The organism is Streptomyces sp. NPDC051219, from assembly GCF_040682335.1.
Classification (GTDB): Bacteria; Actinomycetota; Actinomycetes; order Streptomycetales; family Streptomycetaceae; genus Streptomyces.
This window is the reverse complement of record NZ_JBFBAS010000025.1, coordinates 75,455-91,592: the sequence shown is the minus strand read 5'-3', so window position 1 is coordinate 91,592 and position 16,138 is coordinate 75,455. Positions and strand designations below refer to the sequence as shown.

The following is a 16,138-nucleotide window of genomic DNA, read 5'->3' as shown; positions in this document are numbered from 1 at the left end:
TGTTCTCCGGACATTCCCTGGAAGGAAATGCGGGTGAAAGCGTCTACCAGCGGTACCAGCGGCCGCGTCGGCCGCCACTGGCGGCCGGCCGGACAATAAAGCCCAGCACCCACACGACCAGCACAATGACCGCTATCCACCACAGTGCCTCGAGGGCGAAGCCCGCACCGAAAAGGATCAGGGCGAGCAGTAGAACGAGAAGCAGGGGGACCATAGTTATCAACCTCCAGGCGATCGTGTGCCCCGAGGAGGTTCCGCCATACATCGGAATCGGAATTTCCTGACGGAGTTCAGATTCAGCGCACCGGGCGGCGTCCGGTGCGCCGCCAGTGAAGAGCGGCATAGGCCACATCGGCCAGGAATACCGCGACGCCGAGGATCAGCAAAAAGAACAGCCCCTCGACGAGAACACCGATGATGCCGAGCACCAGGGCGACAATGACCAGGAAGAGCACCAGAGCCATGATCGGAGGCTTTCTACGAGGACGTGCGAGGTCGGGGATCAGCGCCGGGCCAGCACGCGTTCTCCGCCTGCGCCCGGCTGATAGGGCAGGTCGTAGTGATCGAAAATCGCCTTCTCGTCCTCGGCCGGCAGGATGTCGTCGGTGCCCATCGATGGCGCGTCCTTCACCAGCGATCTCGGATAGGCGACCTTGACGTAGTCGGGGCCGACGACTGCCCCGGCCAGGGGTACGAAGGCAAGCCGGCGGCGGGTCGGCAATCCCGTCACGATCGTCGCGACAGCAGGTTCGTCGGTGCGGGTGTTGACGTACACCGCCTCCAGCGACCCCACTTTGCGCCCGTCGGCGTCCACCACGTCACGGTTGCGCCACTCGCGGATGTCTGCAGTCCCAATCACGTCGGCTCTCCTCGTGGCAACCGCCGCAGAGGGCGGTCATGTTCGGTCGGCTCCCAGCCCGCACTACAGATCTTCCCCCCACGGGCCACCGATACGTGCGACCTCCGGACCCTGCCGGCGGCGTGTTATCCGCGGGTGCGTGGGCGGTGGCTGGTGTCGCACCATGGGTACCGGCGGCTGCGGTGGCAGGTGCACAGTGCGACGCAGAACCGGTCCGACCTCGCGGTGGTGCCGTCCTCCAGGACGACTTCAACAGGGCCCTCGACCAGGATCGGGCCCTCCCGCTGGACGGTGATACGGCGAGGCCTATCGGTTTCGTCGGGCACGGATGACCACCAGTTCTTCCTTGTTCTGGTCCGTTTCGAGCAGGCCGCGGGCGTGCAGCCAGCGCTGACGGCTGCGCAGTACCGGGCCGAAGGCGACGTAACGCCGCTCGGTGACCGTGGCGTCCAGGCCTGCCGCTCGCAGTTGCCGCAGGGTGTTCTCCTCGTCGCTCAGCACCGAGTGCACGATCAGGAGTACACCGCCGGGTCTGAGCAGGGGCGGCGCATCCCGGCAGATCCGGTCCAGGACCAGCCGCCCGTCGTGCCCGGCATCCCAGGCCCGTGCGGCCCCGCGTCGGGGCAGTGCGGCATCCGGGGCAGGCACGTAGGGCGGGTTCGTCAGGATCAGGTCGAACGCGCGTCCAGCCACGGGGGCAAGGAGATTCCCGCGCAGTACGCGAACCGGCAGGCGGGCCAGGCGGGCGTTGAGCCGGGCGGTCAGCACGGCCCGCCGGGAGATGTCCACGGCGGTCACGTCGGCGCCTCGGCGCGCGGCAGCCAGGGCGAGCGCGCCGGTGCCGGTGGCGACGTCGAGAACCTGGGTTCCCGCCCGCAGGGGTTCCTCGTGCAGGGCGCCGGCCAGCAGGGCGGTGTCGTCTTGCGGGGCGTACACGCCCGGCAGGGAAATGAATCTCACCCTGCCCTGGTACCCGGATCGGGCGGAATGATCAGCCGCTCTCGTGCGCTGAGAGGGGCCCGGGGTGGATTACACGGCGGCGATGCGCAGCGACGACTTCCCGGCCCGCCAGGCCGTCAGGAGGTGGTCGCCGAGCCGGCCTTCGAGGTAGCCGGTGGCGTCGATGCCGAACGCGACATCGGCCGCGAGATGCGGTTCCTCCTGCAGGAGACCGTCGATCACCTGATGGCGGACCACCTGCTCGTGCACGGCGTCGGCCTCGACGTGCTCGGTGTAGAAGAACTCCGCCGCCGGACCCGCGCCGGTGCGTTTCATGGCGAGCGCAAGCCTGCGGGACCCGGGTGAGGACGTGACCTCGACGGTGGCGAAGTGACCCACCAGCGCTCCGCGCAGGCGGCGGTGCAGCCCCAGGAGTGACATGAGGTTCACGGTGGCCAGGGCTTCCGCACAACCGGCGTCGAGATAGTGGCCGTAGGCGGTTTCGAGGTCCAGATCGGCCATGAGGTCGGCGAAGAGCTGAGCGTGCACCCGCTCCGCCCGTCCCCCGCCGTACTCGTCGAACTCCACGGCGGCCATGCCGGCCTTCGCCCGTCCCCACAGCCGGGGCAGCACCCAGGCGTGCGGATCGGCCTCCTTCAGGTGGTACAGGGACCGGTGCGCCGCATACTCGCGCACTTGCCACAGTTCACCCTCGTCCTGCAGGAAATGCGAGACGCCGGTGCCGTGGACGGGCTCCACCAGTAGTTCGGCCAATGCCTCGTCCACGTCGTCGTGGCGGGTGGCGTCGGCGCGCAAAGCCGTGAGGAACCGCTTCTCGAGCGATGCCCGCACCCCCAGCAGCGCCGGATCCCATTCGAGGGCGGCATCCACTCCTGCATAGCCGCGATAGTGCAGCTCGTAGCACACGTACAGGGCGAGCTGGAGATCATCGCCGTAGGGGGCGGCCCCCTGCACCGGATCGCTGCCGGGCAGTGCCCCGTCTCCCCGCAGGTAGCCGATCACCGCTGCCGAGAGCTCCCCCCGCTCGAGCGGAAGGGCAGGTCCCTGCTGATCAATAGCCATATCGCACCTCTACCCCGTGGCAGGTGATCCCAACAGGAGCGGCTGAACAACGCGCGGCCCTCGCCGGCCTCGTCGGCCGGCGAGGGCCCCATCCACGCGTACCTGCCGGCCGCTCGGCGGTCGAGGCCGCCTCAGACCTCGCCGCGCCAGGCTCCGGTCTCGCTGCCGCGGGACTCGATGAACTTCTTGAAGCGTTCGAGGTCGCCCTTGGCCTGCCGCTGGACGAAGCCGAGCTTGTCACCGACAGTTTCGGCCGGCCCCTCGGGGGCGAAGTCCATCTGCAGCATCACCTTGGTCCGGTTCTCGCCGAGGTGATGGAAGGTGACCACGCCGGCCTGACGGCTCTCCCCGTCGACAGTGGTCCAGGCGACCCGCTCGTCAGGGATCTGTTCGGTGATCTCGGCATCGAACTCCCGCTTCACACCGTGCACGTTGGTCACCCAGTGGGTGAGCGTCGCGGTGCGCTGCTCGATACGCTCCACGCCGTCCATGAACTCCGGGAACGTCTCGAACTGCGTCCACTGGTTGTAAGCGATGCGGACCGGTACGTGGACCTCGATGGACTCTTCCACCTGCGACATCAGTTGCGTCCTTCCTTCGGTTCAGCGGTCTGTCACGGCTCCGCAGAACGGGAGCCGTGGGTCTCCCCTCAGGCCGCGTACCCCGGCTTCCCGCGATCATTGCGCCGTTCCGGACGGCTCAGTCCTCGGTCGGAACGCAGAGCACCGGAATGCGGGACAGGTGCAGCAACTTGTGCGGCGTCGAGCCGAGCAGCGCACCGCGCATCGGGCTCTCGCCCCAGGTGCCGACCACGATGACCCGCGCGTGATGACGTGACGCGGCGTCGAGCAGTGCCTGCGCCGGCTTCTCTTCGAGGATTTCCACCGTCGTCGGCACACCCGACTCGTCGGCCGCCTCGACGGCACATTCGAGCGCCGTGCGCGCGGCCTGCCGAATCGCTTCGAGGTGGCTCCGGTATTCCTCGCCCGGACTGCCGGGGGCTGCGGCGCCGTACACGAGTACGAGCGGCTCGCCGAACGCGGCCGACACTTCGATGGCGACGCGCAACGCCCGCGCCGCGCCCGGCGACTCGTCGTACCCCAGGACCACCGTCATCTCAGGACTCCCTGCCGCGGACCAGCTCGGGGTCGGCCACCCCGGGCCGCTCCGCCCAGAATTCGGGCGAGATCAGACGCCACACGCACATGATGACCACTCCCGTGGCCGCGATGCCGATGCCGATGACGAGCGGGGGGCCGAGTCCGAACCAGGAGACCCCGCTGTAGGAGTTCGCGGGGTCGGACATGTCGATGACCGACTCCACGAGCAGCCAGGCCAGCAGCGCCGCGCCGACGAGCGGGCCGATTCCGATGAGGACGAAGTTGCGGACGCTCTCGGTCAGGTGGCGGCGGTAGTAGACCGCGCAGGCAAGGCCGGTGAGCGCGTAGTAGAAGGCGATGAGCAGCGACAGGGCCGTCAGCGAGTCGAAGAGGGCGTTCTCGCTGATCCGGTTGACGACGAGGTACCAGGCGATGGCGACGCCGGCGACCCACCAGGTGGCCACGTGCGGCGTACGGAACCGAGGGTGGATACGTGCGAACGGTGACGGCAGAGCGTGACGGCGGGCCATGGACAACGCCGTGCGCGAGGCCGGGATGATCGTCGTCTGGGTCGAGGCCAGTGCGGACGTCGAAACCGCCAGCAGCACCACCCAGTCCCAGCCGCCCATCACCTCACCGGCGAGCAGGGCGAAGATCGACTCCTCCTCGTCGGCGTTCTCGGTCAGGAACGCCGGTCCGGCGTACGCCACGACCGCGATGCCGACCGACAGGTACGTCACCAGCAGCACGATCGTCGACCAGATTCCGGCCCTTCCGGGGGCACTCGCGGAACCCCTGACCTCCTCGGTGAGGTTGACCGCCGACTCCCAGCCCCAGAACATGAACACGCCCAGCAGCAGACCGCCGGTCAGCGCCGCGCCGCCGGCTCCGAACGGGTTCAGCCAGTCGATGTCCGGCGTGATCGAGTCGAGGGTGCTCGTGCCGGCGTAGGCGCGGTAGATCGCCACCACCGCGAACACCAGCAGAAAGGTGACCTGGGCGAGGATCAGGACGTTCTGCACCCTGGCCGACGCCTCGGTGCCGATGACGCAGATGGCCGTCATCACGAGGATGACGAGCACCGTGAGCGACTGGACCACGAGATCGCTGTCGGCCCAGCTGTCGAGACCGACGCCGAGCAGACCGAACCGTACGGCGACATCGGCCAGCGACCCGACCACCAGCACGCCGGTCATCATGATGGCCCACCCGCCGAGCCAGCCGGCCCAGGGACCCATGCCCCGGGTGACCCATGAGAACGTCGTGCCGCAGTCCTGGTCCACCTTGTTGAGGTAGAAGAACGCCGACGCGATGAGCAGCATCGGCACGAAGGACGCGAGCACCACGCCAGGGGCGTAGATGCCCACGAGCGCGACGACTGGACCGATGACCGCCGCCAGGGAGTACGCGGGGGAGGTGGAGTTCAGACCGATGACGAGTGCGTCGACGAAGCCGATCGCATCGGGTTTCAGACCACGGGGCGGCCGTACGTCCTTGACATCCTCGGCCATGGTTCCTCGCTTCGGTGGTGCGTAGAACCATGGGAACAGCACCCCGGGTCCGAGTCCAGTTCAGACGTCGTCGACCGGCCGGCCGGGTGCGAGCGGTCGGCCCGGCGGTCGGCCCGGCGGCCTCGGAAGGTTCAGCCGAGCCAGGGGTCCTGGGCGCCGGCGGGGCTGTAGACCGTCAGTGCGCGCGGTGTCTTCTCCAGCACCAGGCTTCCCTCGGCGACTCGGGCGACCTCGCCGTCGTACGCGAAGTGGGGGTCTCCCTCCAGTGCGTCCACCCGCAGCATGCGCAGCTGGGCGGTGACGAGCACCCGCGAGTTGTGAAGTGTCCCGGTGAGCACCGCCAGGAGCAGCCGGGTGCGGGCCCATGAGGTGCTGCCGTCCACGGCGCGGACGTCGAGCAGGCCGTCGTCGAGTCGTGTCCGGTAGGTCGGGGCGAAGCCCGAGGGCTGGTAGACGCCGTTGCCCGCGAAGAGCAGCCACAGCCGTCGGGGGCGGCCGTTGACGGCGACGGTGATGGGGCGGCTGCTCGCCAGTACCCGGGCCAGGCCGACGGCCAGGGCCGGCCATTTGCCGATCCTGGCCTCCAGGCTTTCCCGTGCGTGGACCAGTTCGGGATACACACCGAGGCTGAAGGTGTTCAGGAAGACCTTGTTCTCGTTGCCGTCGGGAGACGACGCCCGGCCGAGGTCGACGGTTATCGCGTCCCCGCCGGCCACCGCACGCGCCACGTCCTGCATGGACTCGATCCCGAGGTCCGCGGCGAAGTGGTTGAAGGTGCCGCCCGGGAAGACGGCGAGTGGAACACGGTTCCGTACCGCCGCTTCCGCCGCCGTGTTTACGGTTCCGTCACCGCCGCACACGCCGAGCGCGCCGCCTCTCTCGGCGGCTTCCCTCGCCGCCCCCTCCAGCAGCGCGGCCAGGTCGTCCTCCGGGCCCAGCTCACTGATCCGCGCTTCGGGCAGAAGCGACTGCAGCCGTTCCACCGTGGCGTGAGAGCTTCCGGCACCGACGGCGACGCCGGACCCCGGATTGACGACCAGGGTGAGTCCGGCCCCGCCGGGCAGTGGGGGAGCGGGGAGGCGGGGACGTACCGCCACCGCCGGAGTGTCAGGTATCACCGGCCACCAACGGGACGTCAGGGCGGCGGCGCAGGCGCCGATCGCGATCCCCGCCAGCACTTCGCCGGAAGCGCGGACGCCGGACCGGAGGCGCGAGGCGGCCACGGCCGCGGCGAACGGGGCGACGACGACTCCGTAGCGCGGGGACTCCAGGGCGACCCCCACGGCGAAGGCGGCGGCCGAGGCCGCCCGGCCCGCGGTGGGCGTCGTGCTGTGCGGCCGGCCCAGGAAACGGCGCAGGACGGGCAGCGCGTCCACGACCGTCCGTTCGTACCGGGCGTGCGGCTTGGCGACCGTCCTGGTGATCGCGGACGCGAGGGCGAAGGACCCCGATCCACGCAGCGCGGCTCTGCGTGCGGTGCGCCCGCCGGCCAGACCGAGAAGCGCGGCGGCGCCGTACCAGAGCAGTCCGCTGTCGGCCGCTCGGGCGAAGCGTGGTCCGCCCCGGTCTCGCAGGTGGAGGAGGTGATGCCGTCGTCTCATGGTGGAGCAGCTACCCCGGGAGGCGAAGCGCAGCCGCTAGGCTCCAATATTGCCGCATGACAACTATTGATCCGGCGGCGTAAAATCGGACAGTGCCCAGGCACCCGGTCGAGGGATCCGTACGGGCCAGAAAAGTCAGGATTACGTGGACAGAATCGCTGCCGTCGAGCGTGCACTGCGCACCGCCGCACCCCACATGCTGCTCGACGTCGTCACGGTGGCCCTGCGGGAACAGTACGAGGCCGGCCGCGTGGAGCTGCGGCTCGCCGACTACGGGATGAGGTCGCTGCAGGCTGTCGAGCAGATCCCTTTCACCACGGAGCCGGTGTCGATCCACGACAGCCCTCAGGGCCGCGTCTTCGGGTCACAGGAACCGAACGTGGTGCCGGACCGGGAAGCAGGCACGGTAGTGGTCCACCTGCCGGTCACCATCCGTGGGGACCGGATGGGAGTGCTCAGCGTGACTCTCCCGGAGAGCCGCTACGCGCAGGCACTCCTGCCGGAGATCCAGCACATCTGCGAGGCGCTCGGGCACGAGATCCTGGTCGCGGAGCGCGACACGGACCTGTACCTGCTGGCGCGTCGTGCCGCGCGCCTCACCCTCGCCGCGGAGATGCAGTGGCAACTGCTGCCGGGCCGTTCGTGTTCGCGCCCGGAGTTCGCCCTGGGGGCACACCTCGAACCCGCGTACGCGATCTTCGGCGACAACTTCGACTGGTCCGTCTCCGCCGACCACCTCACCCTCACGCTGACCAACGGCATGGGCGACGGGATCGAGGCCGCGCTGCTGACCAACCTGGCCGTCAATGCCCTGCGCAACGCACGACGGGCGGGTCTCGGGCTGGCCGACCAGGCCTCTCTCGCCGATCAGGCGGTGTACGCCCAGTACCGGGGTGCCGCGCATGTCGCGGTGCTGCTGCTGCGCTTCGACCTCGCGAGCGGTGACGTGGAGGCGGTGGACGCCGGGTCTCCGCGCATGTGGCGCATGCGGGACCGCACGGTCGACGCCATTTCCTTCGACGCCCAGCTGCCCCTCGGGATGTTCGGCGACACGGCGTACGTCACCGAGCAGCACAAGGTGCTTCCGGGCGACCGGCTGCTGTTCGGCAGCGACGGTGTGTACGGGACCCTCTCCCCGGGCGGTGAAAGCTACGGGCAGCGCGCCCTGGCCCGCTCCCTCGCCGGGACCGGTTTCCTGCCGCCCACCCAGGTACCCGGAGCGGTGCTGCGGGAACTCGCCTCCTACCGCGGAGAGACCCCCCTGGACGATGACGCTCTCGTGGTCTGCCTCGACTGGTACGGCCGGCAGACCGGGGCCGCCTTCGGGCAGTAGGGGCGACGGCCGGGCGTCACGCCGAGCGTATGGTGCTGTCGCCCGGCTTGGGCCTGCGGGCCGTCTCCGCCGCGTCCACCGCTTTCTGGAAGCCGGTGAGCCCTTCCGCCAACGCCTTGCGTGCGGTGGGTGTCATGGCGGCGATCGTGGTGACCAGGGCTTCTTCGCGCCGGACCCGCAACTCCCGCAGGTAGGCCTTCCCCTGGCCGGTGAGCCGGAGTTCGAGCTCGCGCCGGCTCACGGGACTGGCGGCGCGCTCGATGAAGCCCAGCGCTTCTAGCCGGTCACACAGGCGACTGACCGACGGCGGTGCCGAGCCCAGCAGTTCCCCCAGGGTGCGGAGGTTGATGCCCTCCTCGCGGTCCAGGCTGTACAGCACGCGCAACTGCGAGGGAGACACCGGGTGGGCGGACACGGCGTCCCGGCCCCGCTCCCACAGCACTTCGAGCAGCTCGATGACGTCGCCCGCGGCCCCGGCGGCGTCCCGGGACCGCCGGGACGGCCGGTCGCCGCCGCTGCCCTTTGCGCTTTCCACCCGGCAACCATATCGCCGCCGGGGCGACGGGCAGCGGATACATGCACCGAGGCCACGGTTCCGGCACAGCGGCTTCACCGACCCGAGCGGTCACGAGCGGCAGTGCGTCGTCCTGGGCAGCTCCGTTCACCGGGACGCGAGCGCGTCGGTGACGCTGGCATGGATGGGAGTGGCGGCGCTCATACCGGTGATCTCCAGCAGGCGGTGAACAGCGGGGGTGGGGGCCGCCAGATGCAGGTCTCCCTCGTTCTGCCGCGTCTCACGAGCGGCTTTGATCAGGACGTTCAGACCCGACGAGTCCATGAAGTCCAGGGCTGAGAGGTCCAGCACCAGACGGTGGCGCCCGTGATGAATCTGGTTGGCCAGATGGGTGTGCAGCAGAGTCGCGGTGTCGAGGTCCAGTTCGCCGCCGATGGTGAGGACGGCCGTGCGGGCGTCGTGGATCCGGACTTCTATGTTCAGGTTCTCGGCGTTGGGGGACACGTTTCCTGCCTTGGGAGTGGGGTCGGGGGGTGAGGCATGTCAGCCGGTCATGTCATTGGAGGTGGACACCGATCAGGCACGTGTCGTCATCGGTGTCGGAGCGACTGTGGGTCAGCAGGCGGTCCAGATACTTCTCGAGCTCCGGTGCCGGTTGGCGCGCGACGGACAAGAGGTGCTCCAGCGACTGCTCCACCGAGAGGTCGCGGCGCTCGATCAGTCCGTCGGTGTACATGAGCAGCCGGTCCCCGGCCTCCAGCGTGAGCAGGTGTTCCTCGTACGTGGCCTCGGCCGTGGCCCCGAGCAGGATCCCGCCCGGCAGGGGCAGGGCCGTGGCCTCGTCGCCGCGGACCAGCACCGGCGGAGGGTGCCCCGCTCGTGCCCATCGCAACTGCCGCGTCGTGGGTTCGTAGATGCCGCAGACGGCCGTGGCCGTCACCTGGTCCGTCAGGTGGTGAGCCACGGAGTTCAGCCAGCCGAGCAGCTGCGCCGGTCCGGAACCGGTGGCGGCGAGGCCCCGCAGTGCGTTGCGCAGCACCACCATGCCGGTCGCCGCCTTGATCCCGTGCCCGGCCACGTCACCCACCGCGAGCAGCACCTGCTTGGTGGGCAGCACCACCGCGTCGTACCAGTCGCCACCCACCAGGTGGCCTTCCTCGGCCGGCCGGTACCGCACGGCCACCCGCAGTCCGGACGTGTCGACCGGGGCAGGTGAGGGGGGCATGATCGCCTGCTGCAGTTGCAGAGCGAGCCGGTTGCGTTCGGCTGACTGCTGCTCGGTGTCGGCGAGCCGGTCGCGGGTGGCGGCCAGCGCGACCTCGGTCCAGTGCTGGGCGGAGACGTCCTGGTAGGCACCGCGGACTGCGAGCAGGTGCCCGGAAGGGTCGGTGACCGGTTCGCCGACGATGCGGATGTAGCGCACCACACCGTCGGCACGTTGCAGTCGGAACGCCGTGGACGCGGAGTGCCGGTGATGCATCAGCGTGCGCAGGAATCGGCCGATGGCCACCGAATCGTCCGGATGGGCGTGCTTGTGAAGCCGTTCGAGCGGCACGACGGAGGAGCTGGACGGCAGCCCGAAGAGCGAGAACAGCTCCGTGTTCCAGATGACCCGCCCGGTGACGGTGTTTTCCTCGAAGCCGCCGATCCGGCCCAGCCGTTGCGCGTGCTGGAGGAGTTCGGCCAGCCGTGTCGCCTCGCTCTCCAGACGCCAGCTGAGCAGCACGGTGTCGCCGTACCGGCCCAGGCCCACCGACGCCACCGTGCTGAGGGGTACGTCGTCGACCAGGGCTCCCAGAGTCATCCGCTCGGCCCGGAACGGTTCGCCCGTGGCGTGGACCCGCAGGACGTGCTCGTACAGGCCGTTCTCCCGAGCGGTCAGAGGGTATGCCTCCAGCAGGCTCATACCGGTGACCGCGGCACGTGAGCGCCCGGCCAGATCCGTGAAGTGCCCGTTCGTGTAGGCGATCTGGAAATCGGTCACTGCGTCCTGGTCGTCCAGCAGCGGCCGCAGCACCAGCGCGGAGTCGAGGAGACTGTCGGCCAGGTCGATCAGCACGCTCACCGCGTCACCGGGTTCGCCGTCGGCGCCGGCCGCCTGTACGTCCGTACCCGGCAGTGTGTGGGCGCACAGGTCGGCGAGCGCGTCGAGCTGCCGGGTGGTGGCGGGCGTGAGCGGCGGCTGAGGATGGGGCCAGCACACTTCCAGGACGCCGAGTGTGCGGCCCGAGACCTCCGCCGGCAACACCGCTCGGGCTCCCGCACCGCCGCGCCCGAGGCCGATGCCGAGCGTGCCGGCGGGCAGGGAACCGTGCCACTGGGGCCTCCGCTCGGTCAGGACCCGCTGCGCGACGGTGCCGACGCCGGGTGGAACGTACCGCCACCGCTCGGCCTCCCCGCGCCGGAACCCGGCATGGCCGGCCAGTATCAGTGCGCCGTCCCGTCCTGCCGCCCAGAGCGCCAGCGCGTTGGCGCCGAGCGGGGCGAGTGCCTGGTCCAGCAGTGACTCGGCCGCGGACTGGGCGTCGCTGGACAGGGAACCGGCCTCGGCTGCCCGCAGGCGCAGCACCGGACCCGCGACGTTGTCTCCGTCCGTGTTCGCCTGCCCGGCGGGCAGCGCCTCGGTGACGGCGTCGTGGGACGCGGCGTTGACGACGTCGGCCGCCAGCTCCAGCAGCGGGAGCCGCGCGGCCTCCGCCAGGCCTTCCAGATACCGCGCGGACGCCGTCGGGCCGCCGTGTCCGCGCTCGACCAGAATGCCGGTGGCGATCCCGATCAGCGCGCGGGCGTCCGCGGACTCCTGCGCGAGGGCGAGGTCGCGGCGCAGCTGCTCGACGGTTGCGGCCAGGGCCTCCACGCCCTGTCCGTCCCCGCTCACCGGTTCAGCCAGCGGCGCATGCAGGCCACGAGCACGGCCGAGTCGACCGGCTTGGTGATGTAGTCGTTGGCCCCCGCGGCCAGGCTCTTGTCCCGGTCGCCCTGCATGGCCTTGGCGGTCACGGCGATGATCGGGAGATCCGCGTACTCCGGCATGGCCCGGATCGCGGCCGTCGCCGCGTAGCCGTCCATCTCGGGCATCATCACATCCATGAGGATCAGCTCGACATCGCTCTGCTCGGAGAGGACCTCCAGCCCCTTGCGGCCGTTGTCGGCGTGCAGCACACGCAAGCCGTACAACTCCAGGATCCCGGTGAGGGCGTAGACGTTGCGGGCGTCGTCGTCGACGATCAGGACGACGCGCCCCGACAGATCGCTGTCCGGCCCCTCGTCCACCACCTGCTGTCTCGGGACCTGAGCCTCGGCAGTCGCCGACCGCACCAGCGGCAGGACGTCGGCCGGCCGCTCCGCCGTCAGATGCAGCGCGATCCGCTCGCGCAGCTCGTCGAGGCTGGGCAGAAGTTCCAGAGGCTTCACCCGCGCCCACTCGAGCAGTTGGGTCTCCTGCTGGTGCTCCAGCCGGCGTGTGTGGTGGGCCAGCACCGGCACGTGCCGCAGGGCGGGGTCACCGTTCAGCGCCTCCAGCAGGTGCATGGCGGCGCCGTCGGGCATGTCCAGGCCAAGCACGAGGCAGTGGAACGGCTCCGCGGCCAGGGCCGCAGCCGCTTCCTCCGGGCCCACCGCGGTCCGCAGATGCACCGGACCTCGCGCATCGACGAGGCTGTGATTGTCCGCCAGCTCGGCGACGGCGCTCTCGGCGACCAGCGACAGCAGTCCATGCGGCCGGTCCTCGATCACCAGCAGGCGGCGTCGGCCCGGGACTGCCCTGCGCGTGGGCTCCGCCTGCGCTCGCGACTCGTCCTCGTCCGGCGACAGCGCCGGCTCCAGTGACTCGGACTCGCGTGCGTCGAACCGGGCCACGGGAAGGTGCAATGTGAACGTGCTGCCCTCGCCCGGCGTGCTGGCCGCCTGGATGGATCCGCCCAGCAGGTGGGCGATCTCCCGGCTGATGGGCAGACCGAGGCCGGTGCCGCCGTACTTGCGGCTGGTCGTACCGTCCGCCTGCTGGAAGGCACCGAAAATCGCTTCGAGCTGCGGCTCGGCGATACCGATGCCGGTGTCCAGGACCCGGAAGGCCAGCGCCGGGCCGTGCTTCCGTACGGCCGGCAGGACATCGGACTCGGCCGCCGGGTCGATGCGCAGCTCCACGGCTCCTTCCTCGGTGAACTTGACCGCGTTGGAGAGCAGGTTGCGCAGGACCTGCCGCAGCCGGGAGTCGTCGGTGATCAGTTCGCCGGGAACGCCGGGGGCGACGCTGATACGGAAGTCCAGGCCCTTCTGGGCGGTCATCGGCCGGAAGGTCGCCTCGACGTAGTCCAGCAGGCGGCGCAGCGGCACCCGTTCGGGATTGATGTCCATCTTTCCCGCCTCGACCTTGGACAGGTCGAGGATGTCGTTGATGAGCTGCAGGAGATCGGAACCGGCCGAGTGGATGACGCCGGCGTACTCCACCTGCTTGGGCGAGAGGTTCCGGGTGGGATTCTGCGCCAGGAGCTGGGCGAGGATGAGCAGACTGTTGAGCGGGGTGCGCAGCTCGTGACTCATGTTGGCCAGGAACTCCGACTTGTATTTGGAGGCCAGCGACAACTGCCGGGCGCGCTCCTCCAGTTCCTGCCGGGCCTGCTCGATCTCCAGGTTCTTCGTCTCGATGTCGCGGTTCTGCGTGGCGAGGAGCGCCGCCTTCTCCTCCAGCTCGGCGTTGGAGTTCTGCAACTCCTCCTGGCGGACTTGGAGTTCGCCCGACCGGGCCTGGAGCTCCGCAGCCAGGCGCTGCGACTCACCCAGCAGCTCGTCGGTACGGGCGTTCGCCACGATGGTGTTGACGTTGACCCCGACCGTTTCCATCAACTGGTCGAGGAAGTCACGGTGCACCTCGGTGAAAGCGGTGACCGAGGCCAGCTCGATCACGCCGAGCACCTGGTCCTCGACAACGATGGGCAGCACGATCAGGCTCGAGGGACTGGTCGAACCCAGGCCGGAGGAGATGGTGATGTAGTCGGCCGGCAGGGCGTCGATCGCGATGGTGCGCCGGCTACGGGCAGCCTGGCCCACCAGCGACTGGCCGAGCCGGAAGCGCACCGGCTCACTGGAGTCGTCGGGACGGTCGGGGTGCCCGTACGAACCGATCAGCTCGAGCTCGCTGACCCCGTCGCTGTCCTGCGCCAGGTAGAAACCGCCGTACTGGGCACCGACGAGGGGGGTCAGTTCGTCCATGATGAGCTCGGCCACGACCTTGAGGTCGCGCCGGCCCTGCATCAGGCCCGAGATGCGCGCGAGGTTGGTCTTGAGCCAGTCCTGTTCCTGGTTGGCCCGGGTGGTCTCGCGGAGCGACTCCACCATGGAGTTGATGTTGTCCTTGAGCTCGGAGACCTCCCCGGACGCGTCGACCGTGATGGAACGCGTGAGGTCGCCCTCGGCGACAGCGCTGGTGACTTCCGCGATGGCACGCACCTGCCGAGTGAGGTTGCCCGCCAGCTCGTTGACGTTCTCCGTCAGTCGCTTCCACGTCCCGGACACGCCCTCGACCTCGGCCTGACCTCCGAGGCGTCCTTCGCTGCCCACCTCCCGGGCCACTCTGGTGACCTCCGCGGCGAAGGAGGAAAGCTGGTCGACCATGGTGTTGATGGTGGTCTTGAGCTCGAGGATCTCGCCGCGCGCGTCCACGTCGATCTTGCGGGTGAGGTCGCCCTGGGCCACGGCCGTGGTCACCTGCGCGATGTTGCGGACCTGGTTGGTGAGGTTGTTCGCCATCGAGTTGACGTTCTCGGTCAGGTCCTTCCAGGTGCCGGCCACGTTCGGCACCTGAGCCTGGCCGCCGAGGATGCCCTCGGTACCTACCTCGCGGGCCACCCGGGTCACCTCGTCCGCGAAGGCGGAGAGCGTGGTGACCATCGTGTTGATCACTCCGGCGAGCGCGGCGACCTCGCCCTTGGCCTCGACGGTGATCTTCTGGGAGAGGTCGCCCCGGGCCACGGCAGTGGCGACCTGCGCGATCGACCGCACCTGGCTGGTGAGGTTGGACGCCATGACGTTGACGTTGTCGGTGAGGTCCTTCCACGTGCCCGACACGCCCCGGACCGTGGCCTGGCCGCCGAGGTTGCCCTCCGTGCCGACCTCGCGGGCCACCCGGGTCACTTCGTCGGCGAAGGCGGAGAGCTGGTCGACCATCGTGTTGATGGTCTCCTTCAGCTCCAGGATCTCGCCGCGCGCGTCCACCCGGATCTTCTGGGAGAGGTCCCCCTGGGCGACGGCGGTCGTGACCTGCGCGATCGACCGAACCTGGGCGGTCAGGTTGTCGCCCATCACGTTGACGGACTCGGTGAGGTCCTTCCACGTGCCCGAGACACCCTTGACGTCCGCCTGGCCGCCCAGGCGTCCCTCGGTTCCGACTTCCCGGGCCACTCTGGTGACCTCGGCGGCGAAGGCGGAGAGCTGGTCGACCATGGTGTTGATGGTGGTCTTGAGTTCGAGGATCTCGCCGCGCGCGTCCACGTCGATCTTGCGGGTCAGGTCGCCCTGCGCCACCGCGGTCGCGACCTGCGCGATCGACCTCACCTGGGCGGTGAGGTTTCCGGCCATGAAATTGACCGAATCCGTGAGGTCCCGCCAGGTGCCGCCGACTCCGGGGACCTGAGCCTGGCCGCCGAGGCGGCCGTCGGTGCCCACCTCGCGGGCGACCCTGGTGACCTCGTCGGCGAAGGAGGACAGTTCGTCGACCATGGTGTTGATGGTCTTCTTTAGCTCGTGGATCTCCCCACGCGCATCGACGGTGATCTTCTGCGAGAGATCTCCTCGCGCCACCGCGGTGGCCACCTGGGCGATGTCACGTACTTGGGTGGTGAGGTTGCCCGCCATGGCGTTGACGGAGTCCGTCAGATCCTTCCAGGTGCCGTCGACGCCTGGCACGTGGGCCTGCCCTCCCAGCCGGCCTTCCGTACCGACTTCGCGGGCGACCCTGGTGACCTCGGAGGTGAACAGGGACAGCTGGTCCACCATGCCGTTGAACACCGTGGCGATCTCGCCGAGGAGACCGCCGCTGTCGGCCGGCAGTCGCGTGCCGAAGTCGCCGTCGCGTACGGCGGTGAGGCCGGCGAGCAACTGCCTCAACTCCGGTTCGCCCACGGCACCCGCCGGGGCTGTCCTCCCGGTGCCGCGCCCTGTGGCCCTCTTGCCCGCCCCCTGCCCGACAGCCATGCTGTTT

The 16,138-nt window shown here is 69.6% G+C and carries 15 protein-coding genes; 1 reads left to right on the top strand and 14 read right to left on the bottom strand.

What is annotated here, in order from left to right:
* Positions 1–43: 43 nt before the first annotated feature.
* The 10 genes from AB0M62_RS25085 to AB0M62_RS25040 form a co-directional block, all read right to left on the bottom strand.
* Positions 44–214 carry a hydrophobic protein gene (locus AB0M62_RS25085; RefSeq protein WP_366076532.1) on the bottom strand — a complete coding sequence of 57 codons (171 nt, stop codon included), beginning with the start codon at positions 212–214 and terminating at the stop codon, positions 44–46.
* 82 nt (positions 215–296) lie between these two features.
* Positions 297–464, bottom strand: coding sequence for a hypothetical protein (locus AB0M62_RS25080; protein WP_366076531.1), 168 nt, complete (start codon positions 462–464; stop codon positions 297–299).
* Between the two features lie 38 nt (positions 465–502).
* Positions 503–859, bottom strand: a complete 357-nt coding sequence (locus tag AB0M62_RS25075; protein WP_366076530.1) for a PRC-barrel domain-containing protein — start codon at positions 857–859, stop codon at positions 503–505.
* 125 nt (positions 860–984) lie between these two features.
* A complete protein-coding gene (locus AB0M62_RS25070; RefSeq protein ID WP_366076529.1) occupies positions 985–1,185 on the bottom strand; it encodes a CDGSH iron-sulfur domain-containing protein in 201 nt (66 codons plus the stop codon).
* Positions 1,166–1,819 carry a HemK2/MTQ2 family protein methyltransferase gene (locus tag AB0M62_RS25065; protein WP_366076528.1) on the bottom strand — a complete coding sequence of 218 codons (654 nt, stop codon included), beginning with the start codon at positions 1,817–1,819 and terminating at the stop codon, positions 1,166–1,168. The genes AB0M62_RS25070 and AB0M62_RS25065 overlap by 20 nt, the downstream gene beginning before the upstream one ends.
* Positions 1,820–1,888: 69 nt before the next feature.
* A complete protein-coding gene (locus AB0M62_RS25060; protein WP_366076527.1) occupies positions 1,889–2,881 on the bottom strand; it encodes an iron-containing redox enzyme family protein in 993 nt (330 codons plus the stop codon).
* Positions 2,882–3,012: 131 nt separating this feature from the next.
* On the bottom strand, positions 3,013–3,462 hold the full coding sequence (locus AB0M62_RS25055) for an SRPBCC family protein (protein ID WP_366076526.1): 450 nt from the start codon (positions 3,460–3,462) through the stop codon (positions 3,013–3,015).
* A gap of 118 nt (positions 3,463–3,580) precedes the next feature.
* Positions 3,581–3,997 (bottom strand): universal stress protein, encoded by a 417-nt coding sequence (locus tag AB0M62_RS25050; RefSeq protein WP_366076525.1) that lies wholly within the window; start codon positions 3,995–3,997, stop codon positions 3,581–3,583.
* Between the two features lies 1 nt (position 3,998).
* Positions 3,999–5,492, bottom strand: coding sequence for an APC family permease (locus AB0M62_RS25045; RefSeq protein WP_366076524.1), 1,494 nt, complete (start codon positions 5,490–5,492; stop codon positions 3,999–4,001).
* A 131-nt stretch (positions 5,493–5,623) separates the two neighbouring features.
* A complete protein-coding gene (locus AB0M62_RS25040; RefSeq protein ID WP_366076523.1) occupies positions 5,624–7,093 on the bottom strand; it encodes a diacylglycerol kinase family protein in 1,470 nt (489 codons plus the stop codon).
* A gap of 145 nt (positions 7,094–7,238) precedes the next feature.
* On the opposite strand from AB0M62_RS25040, the gene AB0M62_RS25035 reads away from it, so the two are divergent.
* The gene (locus tag AB0M62_RS25035) at positions 7,239–8,426 is read left to right on the top strand and encodes a PP2C family protein-serine/threonine phosphatase (protein ID WP_366076522.1); all 1,188 of its coding nucleotides are present in this window, start codon (positions 7,239–7,241) and stop codon (positions 8,424–8,426) included.
* Positions 8,427–8,442: 16 nt separating this feature from the next.
* Here the strand turns inward: AB0M62_RS25035 and AB0M62_RS25030 are convergent, their stop codons facing one another.
* From AB0M62_RS25030 to AB0M62_RS25015, 4 genes are all read right to left on the bottom strand, one after another.
* A complete protein-coding gene (locus AB0M62_RS25030; protein ID WP_366076521.1) occupies positions 8,443–8,961 on the bottom strand; it encodes a MarR family transcriptional regulator in 519 nt (172 codons plus the stop codon).
* A gap of 126 nt (positions 8,962–9,087) precedes the next feature.
* On the bottom strand, positions 9,088–9,444 hold the full coding sequence (locus AB0M62_RS25025) for an STAS domain-containing protein (protein ID WP_366076520.1): 357 nt from the start codon (positions 9,442–9,444) through the stop codon (positions 9,088–9,090).
* Between the two features lie 52 nt (positions 9,445–9,496).
* Entirely contained in the window at positions 9,497–11,818 is a 2,322-nt protein-coding gene (locus tag AB0M62_RS25020) for a SpoIIE family protein phosphatase (protein WP_366076519.1), read from the bottom strand.
* Positions 11,815–16,131, bottom strand: coding sequence for a HAMP domain-containing protein (locus AB0M62_RS25015; protein WP_366076518.1), 4,317 nt, complete (start codon positions 16,129–16,131; stop codon positions 11,815–11,817). Before AB0M62_RS25015 ends, AB0M62_RS25020 begins: the two co-directional genes overlap by 4 nt.
* Positions 16,132–16,138: the final 7 nt, after the last annotated feature.

Coding starts and splice junctions, on each gene's coding strand:
- AB0M62_RS25085 (WP_366076532.1), bottom strand. CDS start 214: ATGGTCCCCCTGCTTCTCGTTCTACTGCTCGCCCTGATCCTTTTCGGT.
- AB0M62_RS25080 (WP_366076531.1), bottom strand. CDS start 464: ATGGCTCTGGTGCTCTTCCTGGTCATTGTCGCCCTGGTGCTCGGCATC.
- AB0M62_RS25060 (WP_366076527.1), bottom strand. CDS start 2,881: ATGGCTATTGATCAGCAGGGACCTGCCCTTCCGCTCGAGCGGGGGGAG.
- AB0M62_RS25055 (WP_366076526.1), bottom strand. CDS start 3,462: ATGTCGCAGGTGGAAGAGTCCATCGAGGTCCACGTACCGGTCCGCATC.
- AB0M62_RS25050 (WP_366076525.1), bottom strand. CDS start 3,997: ATGACGGTGGTCCTGGGGTACGACGAGTCGCCGGGCGCGGCGCGGGCG.
- AB0M62_RS25045 (WP_366076524.1), bottom strand. CDS start 5,492: ATGGCCGAGGATGTCAAGGACGTACGGCCGCCCCGTGGTCTGAAACCC.
- AB0M62_RS25040 (WP_366076523.1), bottom strand. CDS start 7,093: ATGAGACGACGGCATCACCTCCTCCACCTGCGAGACCGGGGCGGACCA.
- AB0M62_RS25015 (WP_366076518.1), bottom strand. CDS start 16,131: ATGGCTGTCGGGCAGGGGGCGGGCAAGAGGGCCACAGGGCGCGGCACC.